This window comes from Bacillus sp. FSL L8-0199 (genome assembly GCF_038005705.1).
GTDB lineage: Bacteria > Bacillota > Bacilli > Bacillales > Bacillaceae_G > Bacillus_A > Bacillus_A cereus.
In genome coordinates this window covers 84,201-105,560 of sequence record NZ_JBBOTS010000002.1, presented here as the reverse complement: position 1 = coordinate 105,560, position 21,360 = coordinate 84,201, and the positions used below count along the sequence as shown (strand labels likewise).

Sequence of the window (21,360 nt, the reverse complement as noted above, 5' to 3'; positions counted from 1 at the left end):
GTTCAAGAGATTCAAAGTTACTTGTACTTATCTCCCAATTAATTGTGCAATCTAACCTTTTCATCTACTAAGTTCTTTTACTAAGGAATAGAAACTAAAAAAGAAATAGAAATGAGCCTTTTTATTATTTTGTTCATCTTTTTTCGTTTTAGGAGAGATTTTATTTTTTAGCTTGATAACAATGTGGAGAAATCCTAGGTTTAAAAATCCCTTTAGTTACTGCATACTAGCAACAACCTTTTGAAATTTAGGTTACTGCGATGTATAATTATCAGAAAATCTAAGGGGTTTTATATATCGATAATATAAAAATAATAGCTGAGGTTCTGAGTATAGGGTTACAAATTGGTTTATTTTCAAAAACTGAAATAATTGATTGGGCTGATCAGACAATTGAAGCATTAGATAGCCCTTCTATTGAAATTATAGAAGTTTCTCTATCTAGTAATGATAAGTTGGTTGACATCGTACCTAAATTAAAAAACGTAAAAGGAACGTATGATAAAAAATTACCCGTAAAAATAATACTGGGGCTGTTATGGGATAAATTTATCCTAAATGAAGAAAATGTATTGAAAATAAAACCATTTATATCTAATTTGATACATAATGATTGCTGTGAGGGATTCAGTTATGTAGATGAACAGCTATATAATTTTAATGAGGACATTAATTTAGCAGCAGATAATATATATGGGAATCTAGAAGATATTAGTCAAGAATTAAAAAGCTTTCTATTTCCTTATAAAGACTTTAGTAATTATTTCAGTTTTTGGGAAACTTGAAAAATATTAAATTGATGGTAATTGTATTCCCTAATGTAGTTGGTGGAAATGTTAGTCTTGGATTAGCGCCAGTTGCAGCTTCTCAACTTTCACCTGGTGGTGCTGGTGGTGGGGTCATGTTCCCCCAAGTTGCCCCTATGCAACCTGGATTTTGTGGTAGATAAAAAAATTTAACAAATATTTTATTTCAGTATATAAAATTAATTAAGTATAGAAACAACTACACTTAATATAGAAATGGACCAAATTTTTTTTAAAAAAAAATCCTTTTTCAGTATCAATAACGAATTTCATGTCAACTAGCACCTCTTACGAGGCGCTAGTTGTTATTTTTGTTGTATACATATTAGAAGCATACGTTGACCGCAAACTAAAAAGGAATAAGTTGATCAAAACGGCCATCTTATGCTTCTTGTTACAGTTTTAAACATAGAGTATACAAATTATTACACTTACTTTTCTTCACCGCTTGCTTGCATGGAATTAAACGTCCAATTTAATTTCAATGCATCTCCCTGAAATATATTTTGGCCTTCACCGCTATCTACGAATGTGAACATTACATAAAATGTATCATCATCACCTGGAGTAAATCCATTTCCTTCTCGATCTAAAATACCTTTCTTTACAAGGTCAGGAATACTTCCATTTTGCGTAGCTACCTTTAATTTAGATAATGTAGAATAGTACGTTTTTGCTTTACTCGTTGTACTCTTTATACTTTTAATCATTATTGGATGCAGTTGCTTCTGCTAAAATACTAAGGGAAAAGACACTCTTATTTGGGTGTCTTTTCTTTATTTCTCAATATAAGAGCTATAAAAATATGCTATGATTTTAATAGAAATTCCCTTGTGTGCAATGAGATAGTAATACCCAACAAAAACCCACCTATTTCCGTAGGTGGGCCTTATCTTTATTACACAATCCAAATTATACTCTGATTTTCCCATCAACTTTATGCAATTATACATATCTGGAAAAAATACACCGAATGATTATTATTATCTAATTTCATTGATATACCAACCTTTATTCTTTATAAGACTGATTCTATCAGAGGAAAAATAAAAAGCAAAGCCTTTTGGCTCCGCCAAACCGAAATTCGTCTCCCACCTATCGTCGGGCTACGCCCTTCACACGCTTGAGGAAGGAGACTTCTTTCGGGAAATAAGTTAAAAATGAATTTCAAATTATGTTTAACATTAATTATTTTTATCTATTGGTATTATATTTATTGCTAAACCAATAGATCCTAATTTTTCAATTATTTTTTTTGCTTTACCATATGGAGCTCCTTTTACTAATGTAAAAGGAAGGTTTTTCGATCCTTTTAATAGTTCCCCTGTTGAAATATCAAGTGCTAGTACACTTTTTATCTTTACTAAATCTTTTAATCCTCCATTAGGAATTTCTATTAACACTATATTACACGTATCTGGGATTTCTTCTTTTATTTTCTGTATTTTTTGATTCAAACAACCCGTATTTACCCACTCAATAAAATCTAATGTAACTACAGTGGCATGATTTGGATTCATATCACCAGAATCAACAGCTCTTACTTCTCGTACATCTGCACCTTGCGACATTAAAAAAACATTGCCACTACCATCATCACCAATAGCAACATAACCATTTGCATATTCTATTACTTCCCAAGTCTCATTTCTTTCTATAATATCATCAGTACCATAAATTATTAATCTTCCACCTATAGAAAAACCATTTGTATACTTCAATAAATCTTTATGTACATTTGGTAATTCAACTTTCATTACATCTTCTATTTCTTGAATTTCAATATCATTTGCTGGCTTATTTTTTATTAAACCAGAAACATTAGAGAAATTTATCATTTTTTCACAAAACCTCCCAAAGTATCAAAATATTTATAAGCATCTACCAATACTTTTCTTGCAGTTTTCTGATCAACTCCTGCCTCAATCATTTCTCTATAGCTTACATTAAATTCATAATTTATATCCGTATCATATCCTTCAAGCCTTCTTCGCTTTCTTTGCATAGCAGAAATTTTCGCATGAGGTAAACCAGAACTTGATAGTAAAGGTTTCGTTTGAGCTTTCTTTTCGTTACAACACTCTCATCATCCTTTACAGTCCATTCATTTTGTTGTATAGAATGATGCCAATTGTATTTAATTATCAGCTGACATATTTTTATTTCCTGAAGCAGGATTATAACTTATTTTGTGAAGCCAAAATATATAGTAAATATTAAGTACTATACCTATCCGCGCTTAATTCTAAGAAGAAGCTTATGCAAATACATAAGCTTCTTCTATTACATTTATTACTCTCTTGGGTATAAATTTACATCAGTAAACTAATTTTATTAGATCTCTTTACGCACGATCTTTTGAATCCCATACCTCAACAAATTCGAAACCTTTTAAATTGTTTTCTAAAACTGTATTTCTAAATTCATCAGATACTAAGACAGTAGAAGAATGTAATCTTTGATTTAAAAATGTTTTAAATATTATCTGCCCCTCAACTTTATTGGCTAAAAATGCGTATTTTTCGAACCCTATTATTAACCCTGTACTTAGTTTTTCCAAAACTGCTTTATTGTAGTTAATTGCATCAACTGTATTTAGAACGTTTATTAGGTAATAAACTTCACTTGTAACATCATGAATTAATGGAAGGAACTCAACATTATTACAGATTAGAGGCTCTAATATTTCTTTTGCTTTTCTGCTAATCATTGGTGTACCAAGTTCTCCCCAGAACATAGGACAGTCACTTTTTTTATCACCTTCTACACATTCAATAAAAATTTTCCCCCACGAATCAGACAGTTTTATTGCCAAATCAATTTTCCCATCAAAATATTTTTTACGGTCTTCTTTTAAATTTAGTAGCTGAAAAGATTGATAGTTATCAAATAAGCTTTTTAATTGCCAAATTTTCATACCTTTTTACTCCTTCAGAATTTAATTATTAAGTATCATAGATGATTTTGTATTAAAGCCAAAATTCGCCTAAGTAAACCTAGTGATTTATTGGTATAATTAATATTGTATTCCATTTTATGGATCAATCAATTAATATAAGGCTATGTTTTATAACATATGAAAATACTGCTAATTTAATATTAAACATAATAAAATACATAGCCCTTTCTTTTTACTATTAAAAAACATATTGAAGTAAGGAGTTATATTATAATGGCAATCTTTCAAAGTAATGTTCAAAAAGCTGAACAAATTGCTACTCAAATGAGATCAGCTTCTGACGCAATTCAAAATGCAACAGGTAAATCAATAACGCACGCAACACGTACAACTTTAACCGTTAATTACAAAGCACAGGAAGCAAACCAACAAGCCTTAGAATTAACTAGACAATTTCTGGCTGCCTTTCAGCAATCCATTGACAATATACAGTCTGTAGCAACAGAGTTTGAACGAATGGACAACGAATTACAGAAGAATTTTTAGCTTTTTTAAGAATTTTTTCTTTATCCCTTCTGTTAACTTATATATAAGCAAAAAGGTAGGCGGAAAAAATGAATCAAGAAATAGAACAAAAAATGAAGGTCTTGAGTCAAAATCTAATGAATCTATCCGAGGAACAATACCAAAATCAACACGCAATACAAACACAAGAACAAGCAGAAGCAGACTTTCAAGAATTAAAAATACGCAGCCATCGCTTTTTTCATCGTATTTTAGAAACATGGCATGGTGATAAAGAACTCTTTCGCTTTTTTACCAATATACAATTAGAAACTCAACAAATTGAAAGAAGCCTTTCTTATAAATTAGAAGAACAAAAGGAAACATTAATTCAAGAGAAACAAAAATTATACAATCTAGAAAATGACCTCACTCATCAAAAACAAAAACTTGCTAGGGAGGCCAATTTATGAGTTTAAATATGTATCTTGGAGAGGTACAATCCCAAACAAACACTATGTATGCTTTTTGTACTGCTACTATACAAAGTATGGAGCAAGTAATCCAATCTATCGACAGTTTTGTGAATGATTCTGTCCTACAGGGTCAGACTTATGATAGTGCGAAAATGTATTTTGCAGAAACGTTTCTTCCTTTAGCACAGGGGATTATTTACCTATGTGAAGAATTACTCCATCAGAATGAATCTTTTCCTGCTGAGTTTCAATCAAGAGTCGCCTCAACAGATGTAGTTGAACAAGAACTATTAGAACAAATCCGAGAGATTGACCGAATGATAGCAAGTATTGAAGTTACAAAACAAATTATGCCACTACCGGATATGGATGCAATGGTTAACCTATTTATTGAGATGCGCCGTAAAATCCAGGAAAAGTTAGAACATCTATATGAATTTAATCAAACATCTAGTAATAACTATGCTACCGCGATTCAATTAGCGGCTAGTATCGCTGCAGGCCTAGCTGAAGTTCAAAGTGGAAAAGGCTTTAGCCCTGCAAGTGGTACATTTAGTACACAAAGAATAAATATGGAATGGGCAGATTCTATTCATGAATATCTAGATAATAATATTCGATTAGATAATAGTATAAAAACAAATAATCTAATTGAATCTGGTATACTATTAGGTAGTTCTTCGGAAAAGAATATACTAGAAAAGTTTATAAAAGGGGTTTGGAATGGATCTGGAGAATTTATTGGTGGTTTAGTAGAGACATACAATTCGTTAGACGATACAGTAACAAAGGAGAACCTAAAGTATGCTGCAGGTCATCCTATAGAAACCGCATATACCATGATAAATACTTTTTCAGACACTTTTATGAATGAATTTTGGCATGGCGATGCTGAAAGTCGTACACAATGGGGAACAAATATTTTTATGGAGTTTGGTTTAGGATGGCTTGGAGATAAAGGAGCAGGCCAAATTGGAAAAGTAACTTCCCTTGGAGACTCTGTAAAGTTAACGAAATTTTCAGGTGATACACCTTATATTTCAAGCCACTTACCATTAAAAGATCGATTTGCTTTTGCTGGTGGAGATGGTTTGCGATCTAGATTTGACACACCAGACTTTAAACAAGCTGAAGAAAAACTCTCTACCTATCAATTTGCTAGTAGTGGAAGAATTAATAGTAGCAGAACTAATGGTGGCAATGTTCCGTATAGTTTTGATTCATCACTTATGGAGCACCTTTTTCATGGGGAACTAAAACAAAAATGGTGGGGACTAAAAGCTGTTGGATATCACCATGAAAGTATGATGGGTGGAGGAGAAATAGTTAGAATTACCCATGCACCAAATTCTGCGGGAGTATATAGAGCAAAAGTAAAAGTAGACGGTGAAACAAAAAACGCGCTTTCTTCATTTTTCCCTAAGGATTGGGATAGAGTACAGGTACTTGATTCTATCAAAGAAGCATACGATAATAAGATTCAAGTCGATACAGTTAGATATGTAGGACAAACATCCCACGGATTTAAAGTAGAAATGATTATACAAAATAATGAGATAATAACAGCATATCCTGTTTATACTAGGAGGTAAAAAATGAAATATACATACGAATTTTATCGTGATGGACTTGGCGGATTAAGGATACGTTTGCCAAAAGAAATTTCTATAATTTCCCATTTCTTAGAAGATATTTTAGATGATGAAGCAGATGAGTATATACAAATTTTAGATAATGTAGTAGACCAAAAAGTTCCGCAATATGAAATAGAAGGGAACGTAGCAGCAGTCTACATTGAACCTAATTACACCAGTGCTATTAACTTATTTATGAGTGCTCCAAATAACCAATGTAAAATTGAGACCTCTGAATTTAGAAAACTACTTGTGTTGTGGCGAGATACAGTGGTAGCAGAAGGGAAAGATATAGAAGTATAAAAGAAAACTACCTTCTGTGATATTTAGATCATAGATGCTAAACTCAATAAAATCAAAGGTAGGAATATATTAAATATATTTCTACCTTTTTATTATGTGGCGAGACTCCACATCCATTAACTTAAAAATTTTTTATTTAACAGGAATTGTACTTGCAGGAATATAAAAGATTTTACAATTAAGATGCTGCACTTAATATTGTTAACAGTTATTTTTGCTTATCCTTCATTAATTGTAAACTACCACCCTTAACCCCTATGTTTTTCCGGTACAGGAATAAAATGTTAAAAGCAGTTTTAAAATGAGTTTCTTTTTCACCTTGTAAGCTGTAGAGCTTTCATATATTCCCCTTTTCTTTCAAGGGCCTTTTTTGCATCCTTAGCCGTTAATGCAAAATCTACTGCAATGTTCTGTAATAACTCCTTATTAGCTTACCTGAAGAAATCTCTTAGTTGTTGATTTGCTAACCTTTCTTGTTTACTATCAATCAATTAAAAAAAGAATTTTTTTGTTTAAGGGCTACTTTAAAATCTTAAGTTGATGGATGTGTGAACGAACCGCTACTAAAATTCTTGCTTTTAAATCATTATTACTGTATTATGTTTACATAGAAATATGAGAATTATAGTATATAAAAAGGAATCAAATCTATAAGTAAGATTTAAATCCTTTTCCAAGTCAAAAAGACTTTGCCAAAATCTAATATAATTTATGCTTGTCTTTTTAATATGTATCTAGTAATAACATATTTTTTATCAATAGAATTCTGTTTTCAATGATAGGAATTAGTGTTCTAAACAAGGAACCATACAAAGTGATCTGAAAAACCTGAGAGATATTGTATGTAGTTTGCTCATCTCCCGGTACTATAATAAAAGAGCCTTACCTCTCTAGGCAAGACTCTACTAGTTTAGTTGTATAATATTTACGTAATAACTAAGAAACAGAAAACATATAACACCAAATAGCAGCACCCTATTACTCCTCCTACAGCTAATACCTGTTTAACCCAACTCTTAAATTTTTGATTACTGTAAATCGCTTGCACTCTTTCCATATTTCCTCCTATTAAGGACAACCCTTATAGACTCTCACCTTGCTATGGTAACATTAAAAAATGGCTAATAGAGGCCTAATGTATAAATATGCAATATTGCATACATAAATGTATTGTTATAATTGTAAACGCTTACTATAATAAAGTTATAAAGATTCACCACATCTTAATAAGAAGAAAGAGGAGCGAATAATATGGAAATCGCAATGGCAGTTTTAAAATTTATAGGTGGAGCAATCCCATTAATTCAAGAACTTCTAAAAGCATTTATGTAAATTCACTATTTAGCAATTATTTATAAAAATTATCATACAAATGATCTGTATATCAAAAATGAATTGATTTACAGATCATTTGCGTGAGCAAGGTCCCTTTAACATGATTAAAGGAATTTTTTAATTTTTAAATACTTAAGGTTACACCCCATTAACATCAAGTTAGCAAAACAAAAAGAAAAATACGCACCCTTCCTATAATTCTACAAATGGAATAGCATATTTTTCATTTTTGGGACCTAAAAAACACCAAGACTACCCCTCTTCAGGGCAATCTTGGTGTTTTTTACGTTCACATACAAATTATTATTTGTATTGTTACATGGGTTCTTTATTAAATGATATACGTCTACTTTACCATCGATAAGCAATGACTAATGTCTCCCATTTTATCGTACTGATTACCTATACGAGGTTTTAAAAGAACCACCTTGACTAAAATGATAAAACAAGAAATCGAAATGAGCCCCTTTTTTATTTTGTAAGCAGTAAAGCTTCCATATAATGCTCTTTTCTCTCAAGAGCTTTTTTTGCATCATCAGCTGTTAATATATAATCTACTGCAATGCTCTGTAATAGCTCCTTATCCGCATTTGGCAACTGAATCGTTATATCTTCCACCCTACTCTTATTATTTCCATTTGTCTTATTAAATTCTTGAATACTTCTTGCCAGCTCTGCTAATTTTTCCATATGCACAGGATTGTTTACATCCAAAAATATATTACTTCTAAAAACTGCCGTAACGTATTTCTTTACATTTTTCTGCTTCTTCTTTTTTATCAAAAACAATATTTCCCGTATACATTTGTTCAAACGTAAATATATCGTTATTCTCTTTTCCAACATAATATGTATTGAACTTTTCTTTTACATCATTCGCTTCTTTTTTGATTTTATAATTATCACTATCTACTTTTGGAGAGATTCGTCCATCCAAAGCTAGCTGAAACTGCAAATACGGTTCATTTACTTGCTGTACATGAGCTATCCGTACATCTGGCCCCAGTAAATCTTTATAATTCCCCGGTATTTCAACTTCATTTAGTTTAATAGAAAAACCATACTGCGATTTTGTATAACTTTGAGCTTTTTGTTCAATTTCTTTATCCGATATATCACATGATGTTAATAGTATTAAACTAAACATCATATTACATGTTATTTTTGTTATTTTCATATGGTATCTCCTTTTATGCCTACTTCATATGCAGAAATACTAATATAGATTTCCGATAAAGTCACGAAGTTTAACAAAAAGAAGAGCAGTTTTAAATTGCTATGTTTATACAATTTTATATGAACCAGAGTTAAATTTAAAGGAACTAAATCGTGCGTTTTCTCTTTATTCAACCATTTAACTTACTAACACTTTTCATAAGATATTTACACACTGCATTTAGGTAAAGAAATACAGAAATGTGTTTTTTTCTTTGTACTATCTAAATTTATGCTCCCTCCATGTTTTTCTACTATATGCTTAGCAATAGTTAATCCAAGACCTGATCCCCCATTATTTTCTCGAGAATCATCTACTCGAACAAATGCATCAAAAATACTTTGTTTCATATCCTCAGGTATTCCAATTCCATTATCTATAATGTTTATATATACTTTGCTTTCATCCTCAATTAACGATACAAACACGGTCGTACCTGCCGTATTATACTGTAGAGCATTAGATATTATATTAGAGATAGCACGGTATAGTAACCTGTTGTTAATTGGAGCAATCACTTCTTTAGAGGGTATTTGATATTGAAGGATTAAGCGCTTCGCTTGAAATAAATCATAATATTCTACAAGCAATTCACGAATAAATTCAGATACATCAGTTGGATGTACTTCAAAAGGGTAATCAGAATGCTCTAATTTAGACAGTTCAAAAATATCTTCAGTTAATACCGCAATGATTCGAATCTTATTATATATTACATTCAAAGTTCTTTCTCTTTCACCTTTTTCAGTAATGATTCCTAGTTGTAATGCTTCAACATAACCTTGAACGGTTGTAATTGGTGTCCTTAAATCATGAGACAAATCTACAAGCATCTTCTGCTTGGTTTCTTCCAACTTCTTCTTCTCTTTCTCTATTTTATCCAGTTTTTCCGACATAACATTAAACGAATGCTGTATTTGCATTAACTCAAAATATGTTTCATAGTTTAACCTTTTATCATATTTCCCACTAGCAATTTCCTCAAATCCAGTTGCTAGTTTATCCAATGGCCTGGTTATTTTCCTAGCAATTTGCCTACTAAAAATATATACATTCATAGAGAAAAATACAAAAAATAAAACGATTGTAGTAAGTAATATCTTATAAAAAACATATACGTATTCCTCATTTTTATCAGAAAACGTATATTCATACTTTATTGCTTTTTTAGGAACCTTAACAAGGCAATATAATGTTTCACCTTTTTTCGTTACAAATGTTGCTACAGATGAATAATAAGGAAGTTGATCATTATCAAAAAATAAAGTAGTAAATTCTCTTTGTGAATATGATAAAAGCTTATCCTTCTTTTCCCCTTTGGTATAGATAACTTGTAAATTTTCATTAAGAATTTCTACCCAACCACCAAATGATTCTATTGATTCTGCATTAATAGTTTTAAAATTTTCACGAACTACTTCACTTGCCTTTAAATTAATTAGCTCTCCTAGTTGCTTTTCTGTTTGGTACATCAAAAATATAAATAAGATTATCAACGTGAAACCTATTGCTAGTGCAAATATAACGTAATTTTTAATTAAGATATATAAAACTTTATTTTTCATAAAGTTCTTCCTTCCTAGCAAATCTATACCCAAGTCCCCGGATCGTTTTTATATAAACTGGATTCTTAGGAGAATCCTCTAATTTCTCTCGTAGTCTACTAATATGAACCATAATCGTATTATCATCTGCACAGTAATAATCAGACCATACATTTTCAAAAATTTGTTTTTTAGTAAATATTCTCCCTGGTTCCCCCATAAAAAGGGTTAAGATTTTATATTCCGTAGCACTGAGAGTAATGGTTTCGCTTGATTTATAGAGTGTACAAGAATGATGATCTAATACTAAATCACCCATATGAATTTGCTTCTCCTTACCTTCTACAGCCTTATCATTAAATTCATAGGACCTTCTAAGGTGAGCTTGAACTCTAGCTATAATTTCTAAAGCACTAAATGGCTTTGTAATGAAGTCATCTGCTCCAATCCCTAAACCTATAATTTTATCTACTTCTTGAGATTTGGCTGACAATATAAGTATTGGGAATTGTAACGTCTCACGAATCTTTTTAATTAATTGGTAACCATCCATTTTAGGCATCATAATATCAACGATAGCTAAATCAATATGATTTTCTTCTAGACACTTTAAGGCAAATTCCCCATTTAAAGCCTCTACAACAAAAAAATTTTCCATTTCTAAAAAAAGCTTTAAAAGATCAATAATATCTTTGTCATCATCAACAATTAATATATTTTTTTTCATACTCTCCCTCGCATCGGTCAGAATTTTCAAAAATCCATTTAAGGTTATTGTAAGGTAAATGAAAGTGACATGAAAGACTAACCGTTTAATATACAGGTATGAATTAAAAAAGGAGGCATTATCACATGAAAAAATTTGTTGGAATTGCGTTAGCAGCTACCATTGGAATTGGAGGTTTAGGAACTTTTGCTACTACTAAAACTCACGCTGCAGTAAACAATCCAGAATCAACAAAATCGGTTTATCAAGTATCTGATGTGCAAGGTGAATTTATGCACATTAAAGTGGGGAAACCTTGGTCAATGACGCCAAGCGGAAATCAATACAAATATGTCTTATTTAGTGAAAATAAAATTTATGTCAACCCTAAAACTGGTGTAGTAACAGCATATGAAGAAGGAGCAGCTGAAGGCAGAGTACTCGATAAAAATGGAAATGTTGTTGCTATTTGGTATATCACAGCTTTTAAATAGTGAAGGGTTAATTTTACAAGGTCGAAAAGAGCATCTTTAAGTTTATTATGAGAGTAGTAAAAGAATTTCAATACTTGTAATTACCTTAAAATAAAAAAGCTTATCTTTTAACACGTAATGATAAGCTTTTTTATTATTTTTTCATTTTTTGTTTTCGGAAGTATTTCTTTAAGTTGATAGTAATGCGGTGCTATTCCATCACTATCTACAACTTTATAGTATCCCAAAACGGAAACAACGGGTTGCATTTATATAATTAGGTTTTGGAGAATTGATCATTTTGTTTAGAGATACTTTACGATTTTAACTTGAATGACATATAGTGTTATTTTTAGCATTCTAAATAATCGGGTTCAATGTATTTTTCTGTTTCAGGAGAGCTTTTAATTTCTATAGGATATTTCTTAAAAGCTACAACAGTGATCCTATCTTCTTGAACTAAACTTCTGGATTCATTTATAGAAGAGAAACCTGTTCTCGTTAAAAAATTGTATAAAGAGGATTTTGTCATCCAAAAACTAGTAACGTTATCTAATGATGCCCATTTTGATTTTAAACGTTCTTCTATTGATGAATTAGCAGAGTGTTCTAGCATTGTGTGTCCCTTATATTCATAATTTTTATAAAGTACTGATACATTAGGAGTAGAAGTGATATGAGTATCAATTATTACAAACCTTTTGCATACTTCATACACTTTTTCTAAAAAGGGGAATACATCTGAGCAGTCTAAATGATATAAAATACCAGAGCATAAAACAATATCAAAATGACCATATTTTTCAGCACTTAAATTTCTTACATCATCTTGATAAAAGGTTAAGTTTTCCAACCTTAATAAATCTTTAGCGAATATAGCTTTTTGTATGTTTGATTCTCTTCCTTCTATCCCTACAACAGTTGCTCCTTGCATAGCAAACTCAATAGCGTAATGCCCCTCTAAACAAGCTAAATCTAAGATTCGAAGATTTTTAAAATCACATTGTGTGATATCTTGAATCATTGTCACAATTTTTTTTAATGCAGGATTTGGTTGTCGAATATCTCTTGTATATAGAGTATCCGTTAATTTAATATCATAAGCGGTCCATTCACCATATTTACGAATAATGTTTTCTTTTTCGAGAACAAAATCTTTCATGATACATTTCGCCACCTTTAACATAATATTAGTGTAATATATACCTTTATAAGATCAATATATGTGTGTATAACTTGTACTTAGACGAAGGTAAACATTTTAAAGCTTCTCACTTTATCATGTGGTACGTCCACAATTCCTTCTTTTTGGGAGCCACTCGCAAATTTAGAACAATATGCAGCTCAAATAGTCAACTAATTAAACTACCTATTCATCTCATCTATCTAAATTATAGAAATAATTCTAATTTAACTAATTAAGATTTTTTCTTTTACATAGAAAATCTTATTATATTCATTTTTAGCCATAGCCAGTGCAAATGTCATAATGATAAGTGGGATACCACATTGCTATCATGCTAAGCAAACAAAATACTCCTTAAAATAAAATGAAAAAATACATTATTTTTTCTTATAAAAGAAAAGCAAAGAATAAACTTTAATATGTATTAATCCAAACAAGAGAAGATGATTCATGTGAAACAATTTACTAAATTTCCTCTGACATTTTTAGTTATGTTCCTAGCCAATTTAGCGAACTATTATTTTATCCTATTTATGTAATAATAAAAGCCTTCCTAATTATAGGAAGGCAACGTTCTAAAATGAAAACCTATATTTGATTACTAATTAAATTACCTCAAACTGATAATATACACTTTTCCCATTCTCCCTAGTTACTTTAATTTCAGCAAATCCTTTACCAATGACATCCATTCTAACCTTTCCATTGCCCTGTACTGTATATTTGACAACTTTTTCTCCATCTATTGTTGTATGCTTTGCTGCAACTCCATCTTCTGTTCTAGATTGACCAACACGCCAACAGTCACTGCACTTTTTTGTGCTCTTAGATATCATTTCATTTTTTACATGTACGCTGTTAGTAGATGCATCAGCAATACCATTTGTACTCAACAAAATTATGGAAGTTACTAAACCTATTCCCAGTTTCTTTAACATTATTTCATCCCTCCTGTGATAATTCATAATTTTATATTAAACTGAGATTCTTTCAGGTAACTTTCATTTACCTTACAATAACCTTAAATCCCTTTCTGTAGATATCGAATTCTTTGGAAGAAAGAATTCACATAGTTTATATTGATTTTTTTAACATGGCCATGTGGATTGGCCCTACATTATTAGCTATATGTACCTTTCCGTTCATTTTCTGCTATTAGTTCATGTGTTAAATAAATCAAATACATAATGACTGAGAGAATTAGATAACTAGCAGTTTTACCTTTATCAGCAATTAAATGCCTTGCTTCGACTAGAATCACTTTTATTATTAACAAAATCTCACTAGCTCAAATGTAATAACTTATGAGTATAAGAATATTTTCTGAGCTTTAATATAATGTAAAATTAGTAAGAAACTTATTTCATGAAAAAATGTTAACTATTAAAGAATTAGAAGTGATTATATGAATAAATTATTACTATCGTGTTTATTAGCTACATTCTGTCTAAATATCGCAGGATGTTCTAATGATATGACTATACTAAAGGATAGTTTTAAACCTTCAACACCTACGAAGGCGAAATGCATTAACAAAGCTTGGTACAAAAAACATATGCCATGTAATAGGTTATGCTAAAAATCATAAGGCGAATATGAATGTATATAGTAAACAATATATAAAAACATTGTAATTAATTGTTATAAATCTACCTAAAAAGACTATCAATAATGGTGGTCTTGTTTATATTGGTGAGATTGTACTAGGATGATAGAATAGATTTAACTGTATGACGTAGGGTGGGTGCTGTCCTTTCTCTTTTTTATGTAGAGGGAAAGTAGGTGACTCCTATGATGGAATATTTACTGTCTTTGCTACAGAATTTATTGAAAGTATTTCTAGGAATTATTGTTATTGGTTATGGAAACAAGCTAGTGAATAATATTAGCAAAACGCAAAAGAACCTCCCTACGCCGTCGGAAGCAAAAGGGAAGTTCTAGAAAAAGAAAATAAATTTATTTAGTAACTACCCGCCTTACGGCAACAGTTACCAGAAGAGATGTATCAAGCATCTCTTCTTTTATTATATACCCAAGGTATTACTGTAATACTACTGTAGTAATAATTATATCAAACGAAGATAAAGTAATCTAGCAACTTGACCACGTGTAATACTATCCACCAAAATCATATGTACCATTTTCCATAACCAGCTACTATACTTTCCCTTTTTATATCTATGTTTTCTTTATATAACCAAATGGTCAATAAGAATATCTTTAAAGATTGTATCTGTCCGTAGATTTGCTAAAGATATTAAAGTTGTTGCTGCAAATACTGCACCTAAAAGTTGTTTCATTTTCACACTATTTCCCCTTCTTACCCTAATTATTTTTGCGAATAAAAATATCCTTTATTTCCTAACATAAATCACTTATATATAATAATTTATATATATTAATAATAAATACATCGATTCCTCCCAGAATACTGTAGACTCACTAAAAAACTCTTCTTGCCTATATAAGAGTTTTACTACGACTTCACTGTTAAATAGCATTTCCCTTTATTTCAAGTAAATGTCTGCTGTATTCTTTTTAAACTAGCCGAGATATTGTTTTAGTATTTCTAGCCCTATTTTCAACTCTTCTAATGAGTTTGTAGAGGATAGAGCAACTCGTAAATACTGATTAGGCATGGTTTGTGCGGTAATAAAGCGCTCGGAATGAAAAACCCGAATGCCGTGCCTCTCCAAATCTGTTTCTAATTGAAATGCATCATAATGATTTTGAATAGGTAGCCAACGGTAAAAGCTAAAAGGATGCCCGACAGGATTGTTGGAAGAAAAATATCCTGAATAAATTTCGTTTGCAGACTCCGCTAAAAATTTCTTCTGCTTAACAATTTCATGAGCTTTTCCTGATAACACTAGCTCTGTTATCACCTCTACGTCTAAGGAAGATGTTTTAACATTGACATTAAATATAGCCTTTAAAATATCCTTACGTAAGGCATCTCCGAATACCATATAAGCAACCCTTAATCCTGAACAAATGCACTTAGAAGTTCCACTAATATAAACACTTTGTTCTGGAAGTAAATTAAACATTGGTTGCTCATAATCAGAAATAACCCCTACTGTCAAAAATGCATGAATATCATCCTCAATCAAAATTATTTGATGCTTTCGAATGATTGCTGCTAACTCTTTTTTTCGAAAATCTGAAATCATAATCGTAGTAGGATTAGAGCAAGAAGGCATTAAAAAAATACCATGAATATCTAATTGACTACATTGCTTATCGAGTTCACTTGGGAGCATTCCAAATTCATCCCCTTGAATGGGTACTAATTGAATATGTAGCATTTTTGCCAATTCGATAAAATTTGAATAGGTGTATACATCAGTTGCAATTCGGTTTCCAGGTTTAAACAACGCTGTCAATGTAATTGCTAAAGCATTTTGTGCCCCCGAAACTATTGCTATATGGTCCTGATCCACATTAATGCCGAAAGACTTCATCCAATTGAGACCTGCCGTTTTTTGGTGCGGAAGACCAGTTGGATCATTGTAATTTAATAGTTGCTCTAAATACTTTTTATCTATGACCTTTTGAATAGTCTCTGCGACAATACTATTAGTTTGCTCAAATGATGCTACTAATCCAAGATCAATACAGTTTCTGATTTCCTCTGTAGAAATAGTAATGGAACGAGTTGCATTAGGAGCTACAAAAGTTCCACTCCCTGTGATTGCATAAATTAGGCCTTTAACTTCACATAGTTTGTAAGCTCGGGTAACTGTTGTAAAGTTTAAATCTAAAAAATCTGCTAATTCTCGTTGTGGAGGCAATTTTGTTCCTGGAGCTAAAAAACCATTTACAATATCATGTTCAAGTAGTGCTGCAATAGAGGAATAAAACGGACGCTTTAATAGTTCCTTATTAGGTTTCCAAGACATAGAGTAATTTTCAAATGAATTTACTGGCATGCTTCACCTCTACGATTAAATTTTTATAGGATAAATTTTAATAGTTAAAATTAAGATTTATAAACTTTGAAAAGTATTACAAGGATAAAAACTCAGCATTATTTTAAAGTTAGAATAACACACTTCCGCTAAAGAAAATTGTAATCCATACAATTTTCTTATTCATTGTATGGATTTTATGTGTTAAATTTGTATGCAATAAAGCTCTTGATTAAGGATGTGAATAATATGAAAAATAGAAATCAAATAAGAATCGCATTCCGTGCAGCTTTTCCTTATACAATACCTATTTTTGCTGGTTTTGTATTTTTAGGAATTGCTTATGGAATCTACATGAACTCTCTGGGTTTCAGTGCAATATATCCAATTCTAATGAGTTTAATCATATTCGCAGGATCAATGGAATTTATTGCAGCTAATTTATTACTGGTTGCTTTTAATCCAATTCATGCACTTTTTCTTACTTTAATGGTGAATGCACGGCATTTATTTTATGGTATTTCTATGCTAGAGAAGTATAAAGGAATTGGAAAGAAAAAGTTTTATCTTATTTTTGGACTATGTGATGAATCTTTTTCTATTAATTCTACTGTTGATATTCCAAAAGATGTTGATAAGGGTTGGTTTATGTTCTTCGTGACACTGCTTAATCATTTGTATTGGGGTATAGGAGCAGCAATTGGTGGTATTTTTGGTTCCTTTGTACACTTCAATACAAAAGGACTAGATTTCGTTATGACAGCACTTTTCGTTGTGATTTTTGTTGAACAGTGGATGAGGGAGAAAAAGCATTATAGCGCTCTTGTAGGACTGGGATTATCGATATTTAGCCTAATTATTTTTGGTGGAAACAATTTCATCATTCCTGCAATGATTATGATTTTATTAGTACTTACTATCCTAAAAAAACCAATAGAGAACGTAGAGGAGGTTTCCCTGTGACAATGAGTTTACTGCAACAAGTTATAACAGTTGGTATAGTGGTTTTAGGCACAATGATTACAAGGTTCCTTCCCTTCTTAGTGTTCCCATCAGATAAACCTACTCCGCAATATGTCCAGTATCTCGGTAAGGTACTACCTTCAGCTGTCATAAGTCTTTTAGTTATTTACTGTTTTAAGGATCTAAACTTATTATCCGGCAATCATGGTGCTCCAGAATTAATTTCAGTAGGAGTAGTAATAATCCTTCACATATGGAAGAGACAAATGCTTCTCTCCATAGCAGGTGGAACAATTATCTACATGCTGTTAGTACAATTTCTTTTTAATTAAATTCATAATAACAAGTAATTGTTCCTATAATCCTTCTATTTAAGAAATAGAAGGATTATAATTAAAAAACTAAAGGATATTTAATAAACTCATTCAAAAATTCTGTTCTCCTAACTGTAATATCTCCTTATTTACCGGACATTTTACTTTCACTTCCCAGTGTCCATGTACTGTAACTCTCACCTGAGGATTAAACATTTTGATTTCATCTACACTAAAGATAATGCTTTTCTCCTCAAAATTTTTTTCCTTAGTGTTTACTTTCCCTATGACTTCATTCTGCCAAAACACTTCTAATGAAGCCTCACTTTTAGGATCTCCCAAGTATTTATATACAACTTCAACTTCCCCTGTACGTTCAATTAGTTGAAAAAAACACTTTTTCATATCTATGGGACTATTAAGAACAATATTAGTCCCACAGGTATACGGCTTAAATATTGAGCCATCAAGTTCTGTAAGACAATTGACTTTATGATACCAATTTCCTATATAATCATTCTTAATGACTATTTTATTTGGGTTATACCTGGGATCATAATAAAATATTATATCATGTGGACTATTAAAAACTACTCCATGCACGCGTGTATGAGTTTGTCCTATTGGTGTAGTAAGATTGTTAATCCAAAACACTTTAAATACAGAATCTACCCGCCTGCTTTGGTAGGTATTGATAATGATATAACCTGATTTATTTAAAGGTAATTCATGATAAATTTCTGGAACCGACGTATATAATCTTTCACCACATCCATAGGGTTTTGCAACAGTTCCATCTCCGTCATCAATAATGAATATCCCCCCTTCTACCTCTAAATCCATTAAATCTGTCTCCATTGCACAGAAAAATGTACCATCTTCAAAAAAGAACATTACATGATAGAGTTTTTCTACTTCATAATGCCCTGTAAATCCTTTTACAAACTCTCCATCATATTTCAATTCCTTAGTAGGTGGATATATTATACCTTTTAGCCCCTTATATGCCCCTTCTTTAACCAGTGCTATTTTCCCAATATTAGGATCTCGGGGATCTAATTTTGGTCTAGGAGCATTAATAGTACTAATACTATTACGCGTATTTTCACTTATAACAAAATCAGACAATCTTTTATCCTCCCACAACATGTAGTTCTATTGATTCATCATTTAATACAGTGCGGTCCACAGCAATAACCATCCCCTCACCAACTTCAATCATAATGAATTTTTCAGTGATGTCTTTTAAACCACCAATATATGCATTTTCTTTACATGTAAGCATAATAGCTTTTCCAATTTGATCTCCCAATTCACAAATCGGATGAGATTTCCAATTACTCTTCATATCATCACCTCTAAACTATTCAAATTGTAATACCCGCTTTATAATCGCTCTTTATAATCAAACCCAAACTACGCAAGAATATAAACAATTAAAGCTTTCCATTATTAAAAAACTACGTGTTTATTGGATTTTATTTAATAGTATTATAGGTAAATTGGATTATTTTTTATCTGAATGTAGAATTATTTTTTATTTCCTTAAAATTCCCCTCAACTTTTTCAGCATATAAAACGATACTTATAATAGAAAGAGGTGTTTTAATTGTATAAAACGATACCAAATTCAAAAGAAAGAGAATTTATATACAATAGCTCATACAACAAAGGGCATATAAGCACTCCTAGCATGGTAGCTCACTGTATTGGCCTAAGTACTCACGCAAAATTGGTGTATTCTAACATTTTGAATTACATTTATAAAAAAGGAGAATTTGCATTCCCAAGTATTTATAGATTGTCTATATCTTGTTCCTGCTCAATAAATACAATTATTCGTTATATTAATGAATTAGTTGAAAAAGGATTTATAAAAAAAGAGGTCCCAGGTCGTGGAAAAAGTAATCGATACTACATAATAGAATGTGATAAAATTCCACTCCTAAAAGTATCAGAAATGATATGGGAAGTAATAGATACACTTGCAAAAAAATATGATTGGAAGGATATTATGAAATGCAAGAATTCAATATTGTCTTTTCTTAATCAAAATAAATATTCATTACATCATATGGAGATTCAGCAAAATACAATAAATCACTTAAATGCTTTATTCCTTCATGTTTTAGAGAAAAAAGAATTAAATATTGAAGTATTGACTAGTAATTTTATATTTAAAAATCAATCTATTATATAACAGTTTTGAAATTACAAAATCATATAAATAATTTATAAGCATAATGGGTGGTGTGAATATTGAATGAACCTTATGTTACTTGTACACAATGTGTCGTTAGAGATTGGTGCCAACGTAGAAATGGTACTACTCCCCTGCCACAGGATTATACAATAAATCCTGAGTGTGGCGGTTATATCTTACTTAATCAAGCTTTAAAGCTTTCTCAAATCCCTTTAGAATATCAAAATGCAAATAAAAGAAATTTCTTAATCGACACGGATAACAGAATGTACAAAGACTACATTATAGATACTTTTAATTCAATAGAGGAAATTGTTAAGAATGGAAATAATCTCGCTTTTATACATCCACAAAAAGGAACTGGTAAATCATATACTGCTATAGCCTTTGCAATGGAATATATATTTAAATCAGTAATGAATCCTTCTTTATTTAATTTTGAGTCTCCGCTTGTACTCTATATTAAGTATGGTTCATGGGCAAATGATCTACGGCAAATTTATCAATTAAATGATGAAGATTTCACACAAAAAGTTTTACAACAAGTAAAACTCATGAAGACGGTTCCCCTACTAATACTTGATGATATAGGAAATGGGAGATTTACAAATTATATTAAGGATTTTACTTATGATGTAATTGATTTTCGTAAAGAAAACAAAAAATCAACATTTTTCACTTCTAATCTTACACTCCAACAATTAGAACAAGAGAATTGTCTTGGGGATATTATTACATCTCGTATGTTATTTAATACTGTTGTATATCAATTAGGAGGTCGTGATAGAAGACAAGAAAAAAGTTATATTCTGAAGCCAATTATATAAAGATCTCGTCATGTAACGGGGTCTTTCTAGAATCCATTTAACAATAATATGATAAATATG

22 protein-coding genes and 4 pseudogenes are annotated in these 21,360 nt (G+C 30.9%); 13 read left to right on the top strand and 13 right to left on the bottom strand.

Annotated elements, in window-relative coordinates:
* Positions 1-296: 296 nt before the first annotated feature.
* Positions 297-785, top strand: a complete 489-nt coding sequence (locus NST86_RS28620; protein ID WP_033703436.1) for a hypothetical protein — start codon at positions 297-299, stop codon at positions 783-785.
* A complete protein-coding gene (locus NST86_RS28615; protein WP_154698631.1) occupies positions 782-949 on the top strand; it encodes a hypothetical protein in 168 nt (55 codons plus the stop codon). The genes NST86_RS28620 and NST86_RS28615 overlap by 4 nt, the downstream gene beginning before the upstream one ends.
* 288 nt (positions 950-1,237) lie before the next feature.
* Here NST86_RS28615 and NST86_RS28610 read toward each other — a convergent pair.
* Positions 1,238-1,468: pseudogene (locus tag NST86_RS28610) on the bottom strand (TasA family protein); the annotation flags it as partial.
* 10 nt (positions 1,469-1,478) lie between these two features.
* Between NST86_RS28610 and NST86_RS28605 the strand changes: the two are divergent.
* Positions 1,479-1,541, top strand: a pseudogene (locus NST86_RS28605) (YjcZ family sporulation protein); the annotation flags it as partial.
* 449 nt (positions 1,542-1,990) lie between these two features.
* Here NST86_RS28605 and NST86_RS28600 read toward each other — a convergent pair.
* From NST86_RS28600 to NST86_RS28590, 3 genes are all read right to left on the bottom strand, one after another.
* Positions 1,991-2,644, bottom strand: coding sequence for an SMI1/KNR4 family protein (locus tag NST86_RS28600; RefSeq protein WP_061663105.1), 654 nt, complete (start codon positions 2,642-2,644; stop codon positions 1,991-1,993).
* Positions 2,641-2,820 carry a hypothetical protein gene (locus tag NST86_RS28595; protein ID WP_431519940.1) on the bottom strand — a complete coding sequence of 60 codons (180 nt, stop codon included), beginning with the start codon at positions 2,818-2,820 and terminating at the stop codon, positions 2,641-2,643. Before NST86_RS28595 ends, NST86_RS28600 begins: the two co-directional genes overlap by 4 nt.
* A 330-nt stretch (positions 2,821-3,150) precedes the next feature.
* Positions 3,151-3,723, bottom strand: a complete 573-nt coding sequence (locus NST86_RS28590) for an imm11 family protein (RefSeq protein ID WP_000708203.1) — start codon at positions 3,721-3,723, stop codon at positions 3,151-3,153.
* A 255-nt stretch (positions 3,724-3,978) separates the two neighbouring features.
* On the opposite strand from NST86_RS28590, the gene NST86_RS28585 reads away from it, so the two are divergent.
* The 4 genes from NST86_RS28585 (at position 3,979) to NST86_RS28570 (ending at position 6,622) form a co-directional block, all read left to right on the top strand.
* Complete coding sequence (locus NST86_RS28585) at positions 3,979-4,251, top strand: TIGR04197 family type VII secretion effector (RefSeq protein ID WP_061663104.1); 273 nt, start codon at positions 3,979-3,981, stop codon at positions 4,249-4,251.
* A 68-nt stretch (positions 4,252-4,319) separates the two neighbouring features.
* Positions 4,320-4,682 carry a DUF3958 family protein gene (locus NST86_RS28580; protein ID WP_061663103.1) on the top strand — a complete coding sequence of 121 codons (363 nt, stop codon included), beginning with the start codon at positions 4,320-4,322 and terminating at the stop codon, positions 4,680-4,682.
* Positions 4,679-6,277, top strand: a complete 1,599-nt coding sequence (locus tag NST86_RS28575) for an EndoU domain-containing protein (protein WP_061663102.1) — start codon at positions 4,679-4,681, stop codon at positions 6,275-6,277. Before NST86_RS28580 ends, NST86_RS28575 begins: the two co-directional genes overlap by 4 nt.
* Before the next feature lie 3 nt (positions 6,278-6,280).
* Positions 6,281-6,622, top strand: coding sequence for a hypothetical protein (locus NST86_RS28570; protein ID WP_000878117.1), 342 nt, complete (start codon positions 6,281-6,283; stop codon positions 6,620-6,622).
* Positions 6,623-7,547: 925 nt separating this feature from the next.
* Here NST86_RS28570 and NST86_RS28565 read toward each other — a convergent pair.
* Positions 7,548-7,679, bottom strand: a complete 132-nt coding sequence (locus tag NST86_RS28565) for a hypothetical protein (protein ID WP_000442766.1) — start codon at positions 7,677-7,679, stop codon at positions 7,548-7,550.
* Between the two features lie 88 nt (positions 7,680-7,767).
* Here NST86_RS28565 and NST86_RS28560 point away from each other — a divergent pair.
* Positions 7,768-7,954: pseudogene (locus NST86_RS28560) on the top strand (hypothetical protein).
* Positions 7,955-8,428: 474 nt separating this feature from the next.
* Here NST86_RS28560 and NST86_RS28555 read toward each other — a convergent pair.
* The 3 genes and pseudogenes from NST86_RS28555 to NST86_RS28545 form a co-directional block, all read right to left on the bottom strand.
* Positions 8,429-9,134 (bottom strand): annotated as a pseudogene (locus NST86_RS28555) (hypothetical protein).
* A gap of 206 nt (positions 9,135-9,340) precedes the next feature.
* Positions 9,341-10,738 (bottom strand): HAMP domain-containing sensor histidine kinase, encoded by a 1,398-nt coding sequence (locus NST86_RS28550; RefSeq protein ID WP_061664350.1) that lies wholly within the window; start codon positions 10,736-10,738, stop codon positions 9,341-9,343.
* Positions 10,728-11,444: a response regulator transcription factor gene (locus NST86_RS28545; protein ID WP_340934980.1), complete on the bottom strand. Its 717-nt coding sequence runs from the start codon at positions 11,442-11,444 to the stop codon at positions 10,728-10,730. Before NST86_RS28545 ends, NST86_RS28550 begins: the two co-directional genes overlap by 11 nt.
* Positions 11,445-11,569: 125 nt before the next feature.
* Here NST86_RS28545 and NST86_RS28540 point away from each other — a divergent pair, with 125 nt between their 5' ends.
* Positions 11,570-11,917: a hypothetical protein gene (locus tag NST86_RS28540; protein WP_000714877.1), complete on the top strand. Its 348-nt coding sequence runs from the start codon at positions 11,570-11,572 to the stop codon at positions 11,915-11,917.
* A 331-nt stretch (positions 11,918-12,248) separates the two neighbouring features.
* Here the strand turns inward: NST86_RS28540 and NST86_RS28535 are convergent, their stop codons facing one another.
* The 3 genes from NST86_RS28535 to NST86_RS28525 all read right to left on the bottom strand — a co-directional run bounded on the left by NST86_RS28535 (position 12,249) and on the right by NST86_RS28525 (position 17,014).
* Entirely contained in the window at positions 12,249-13,058 is an 810-nt protein-coding gene (locus NST86_RS28535; RefSeq protein ID WP_000651395.1) for a class I SAM-dependent methyltransferase, read from the bottom strand.
* 629 nt (positions 13,059-13,687) lie between these two features.
* Positions 13,688-14,020: a hypothetical protein gene (locus tag NST86_RS28530; RefSeq protein ID WP_000914230.1), complete on the bottom strand. Its 333-nt coding sequence runs from the start codon at positions 14,018-14,020 to the stop codon at positions 13,688-13,690.
* Between the two features lie 1,605 nt (positions 14,021-15,625).
* Positions 15,626-17,014 (bottom strand): aminotransferase-like domain-containing protein, encoded by a 1,389-nt coding sequence (locus NST86_RS28525; protein ID WP_340934978.1) that lies wholly within the window; start codon positions 17,012-17,014, stop codon positions 15,626-15,628.
* Positions 17,015-17,242: 228 nt separating this feature from the next.
* On the opposite strand from NST86_RS28525, the gene azlC reads away from it, so the two are divergent.
* Positions 17,243-17,956, top strand: a complete 714-nt coding sequence (gene azlC, locus NST86_RS28520; RefSeq protein WP_340934977.1) for an azaleucine resistance protein AzlC — start codon at positions 17,243-17,245, stop codon at positions 17,954-17,956.
* Positions 17,953-18,288: a branched-chain amino acid transporter permease gene (locus NST86_RS28515; protein ID WP_000178818.1), complete on the top strand. Its 336-nt coding sequence runs from the start codon at positions 17,953-17,955 to the stop codon at positions 18,286-18,288. The genes azlC and NST86_RS28515 overlap by 4 nt, the downstream gene beginning before the upstream one ends.
* 93 nt (positions 18,289-18,381) lie before the next feature.
* Here NST86_RS28515 and NST86_RS28510 read toward each other — a convergent pair whose 3' ends face one another.
* Both NST86_RS28510 and NST86_RS28505 read right to left on the bottom strand, forming a co-directional pair.
* The gene (locus NST86_RS28510; RefSeq protein WP_340934975.1) at positions 18,382-19,398 is read right to left on the bottom strand and encodes a hypothetical protein; all 1,017 of its coding nucleotides are present in this window, start codon (positions 19,396-19,398) and stop codon (positions 18,382-18,384) included.
* Between the two features lie 4 nt (positions 19,399-19,402).
* A complete protein-coding gene (locus tag NST86_RS28505; protein WP_000841662.1) occupies positions 19,403-19,618 on the bottom strand; it encodes a hypothetical protein in 216 nt (71 codons plus the stop codon).
* A 261-nt stretch (positions 19,619-19,879) separates the two neighbouring features.
* On the opposite strand from NST86_RS28505, the gene NST86_RS28500 reads away from it, so the two are divergent.
* Complete coding sequence (locus NST86_RS28500) at positions 19,880-20,470, top strand: helix-turn-helix domain-containing protein (RefSeq protein WP_000278516.1); 591 nt, start codon at positions 19,880-19,882, stop codon at positions 20,468-20,470.
* Positions 20,471-20,529: 59 nt separating this feature from the next.
* Positions 20,530-21,300: an ATP-binding protein gene (locus tag NST86_RS28495; protein ID WP_006915014.1), complete on the top strand. Its 771-nt coding sequence runs from the start codon at positions 20,530-20,532 to the stop codon at positions 21,298-21,300.
* Positions 21,301-21,360: the final 60 nt, after the last annotated feature.

Bases quoted from the DNA above. Each gene is read 5' to 3' on its own strand.
- NST86_RS28570 (WP_000878117.1), top strand. From the start codon at position 6,281: ATGAAATATACATACGAATTTTATCGTGATGGACTTGGCGGATTAAGG.
- NST86_RS28540 (WP_000714877.1), top strand. From the start codon at position 11,570: ATGAAAAAATTTGTTGGAATTGCGTTAGCAGCTACCATTGGAATTGGA.
- NST86_RS28545 (WP_340934980.1), bottom strand. From the start codon at position 11,444: ATGAAAAAAAATATATTAATTGTTGATGATGACAAAGATATTATTGAT.
- NST86_RS28600 (WP_061663105.1), bottom strand. From the start codon at position 2,644: ATGATAAATTTCTCTAATGTTTCTGGTTTAATAAAAAATAAGCCAGCA.
- azlC (WP_340934977.1), top strand. From the start codon at position 17,243: ATGAAAAATAGAAATCAAATAAGAATCGCATTCCGTGCAGCTTTTCCT.
- NST86_RS28505 (WP_000841662.1), bottom strand. From the start codon at position 19,618: ATGAAGAGTAATTGGAAATCTCATCCGATTTGTGAATTGGGAGATCAA.
- NST86_RS28585 (WP_061663104.1), top strand. From the start codon at position 3,979: ATGGCAATCTTTCAAAGTAATGTTCAAAAAGCTGAACAAATTGCTACT.
- NST86_RS28575 (WP_061663102.1), top strand. From the start codon at position 4,679: ATGAGTTTAAATATGTATCTTGGAGAGGTACAATCCCAAACAAACACT.
- NST86_RS28565 (WP_000442766.1), bottom strand. From the start codon at position 7,679: ATGGAAAGAGTGCAAGCGATTTACAGTAATCAAAAATTTAAGAGTTGG.
- NST86_RS28530 (WP_000914230.1), bottom strand. From the start codon at position 14,020: ATGTTAAAGAAACTGGGAATAGGTTTAGTAACTTCCATAATTTTGTTG.
- NST86_RS28580 (WP_061663103.1), top strand. From the start codon at position 4,320: ATGAATCAAGAAATAGAACAAAAAATGAAGGTCTTGAGTCAAAATCTA.
- NST86_RS28590 (WP_000708203.1), bottom strand. From the start codon at position 3,723: ATGAAAATTTGGCAATTAAAAAGCTTATTTGATAACTATCAATCTTTT.
- NST86_RS28525 (WP_340934978.1), bottom strand. From the start codon at position 17,014: ATGCCAGTAAATTCATTTGAAAATTACTCTATGTCTTGGAAACCTAAT.
- NST86_RS28535 (WP_000651395.1), bottom strand. From the start codon at position 13,058: ATGAAAGATTTTGTTCTCGAAAAAGAAAACATTATTCGTAAATATGGT.
- NST86_RS28550 (WP_061664350.1), bottom strand. From the start codon at position 10,738: ATGAAAAATAAAGTTTTATATATCTTAATTAAAAATTACGTTATATTT.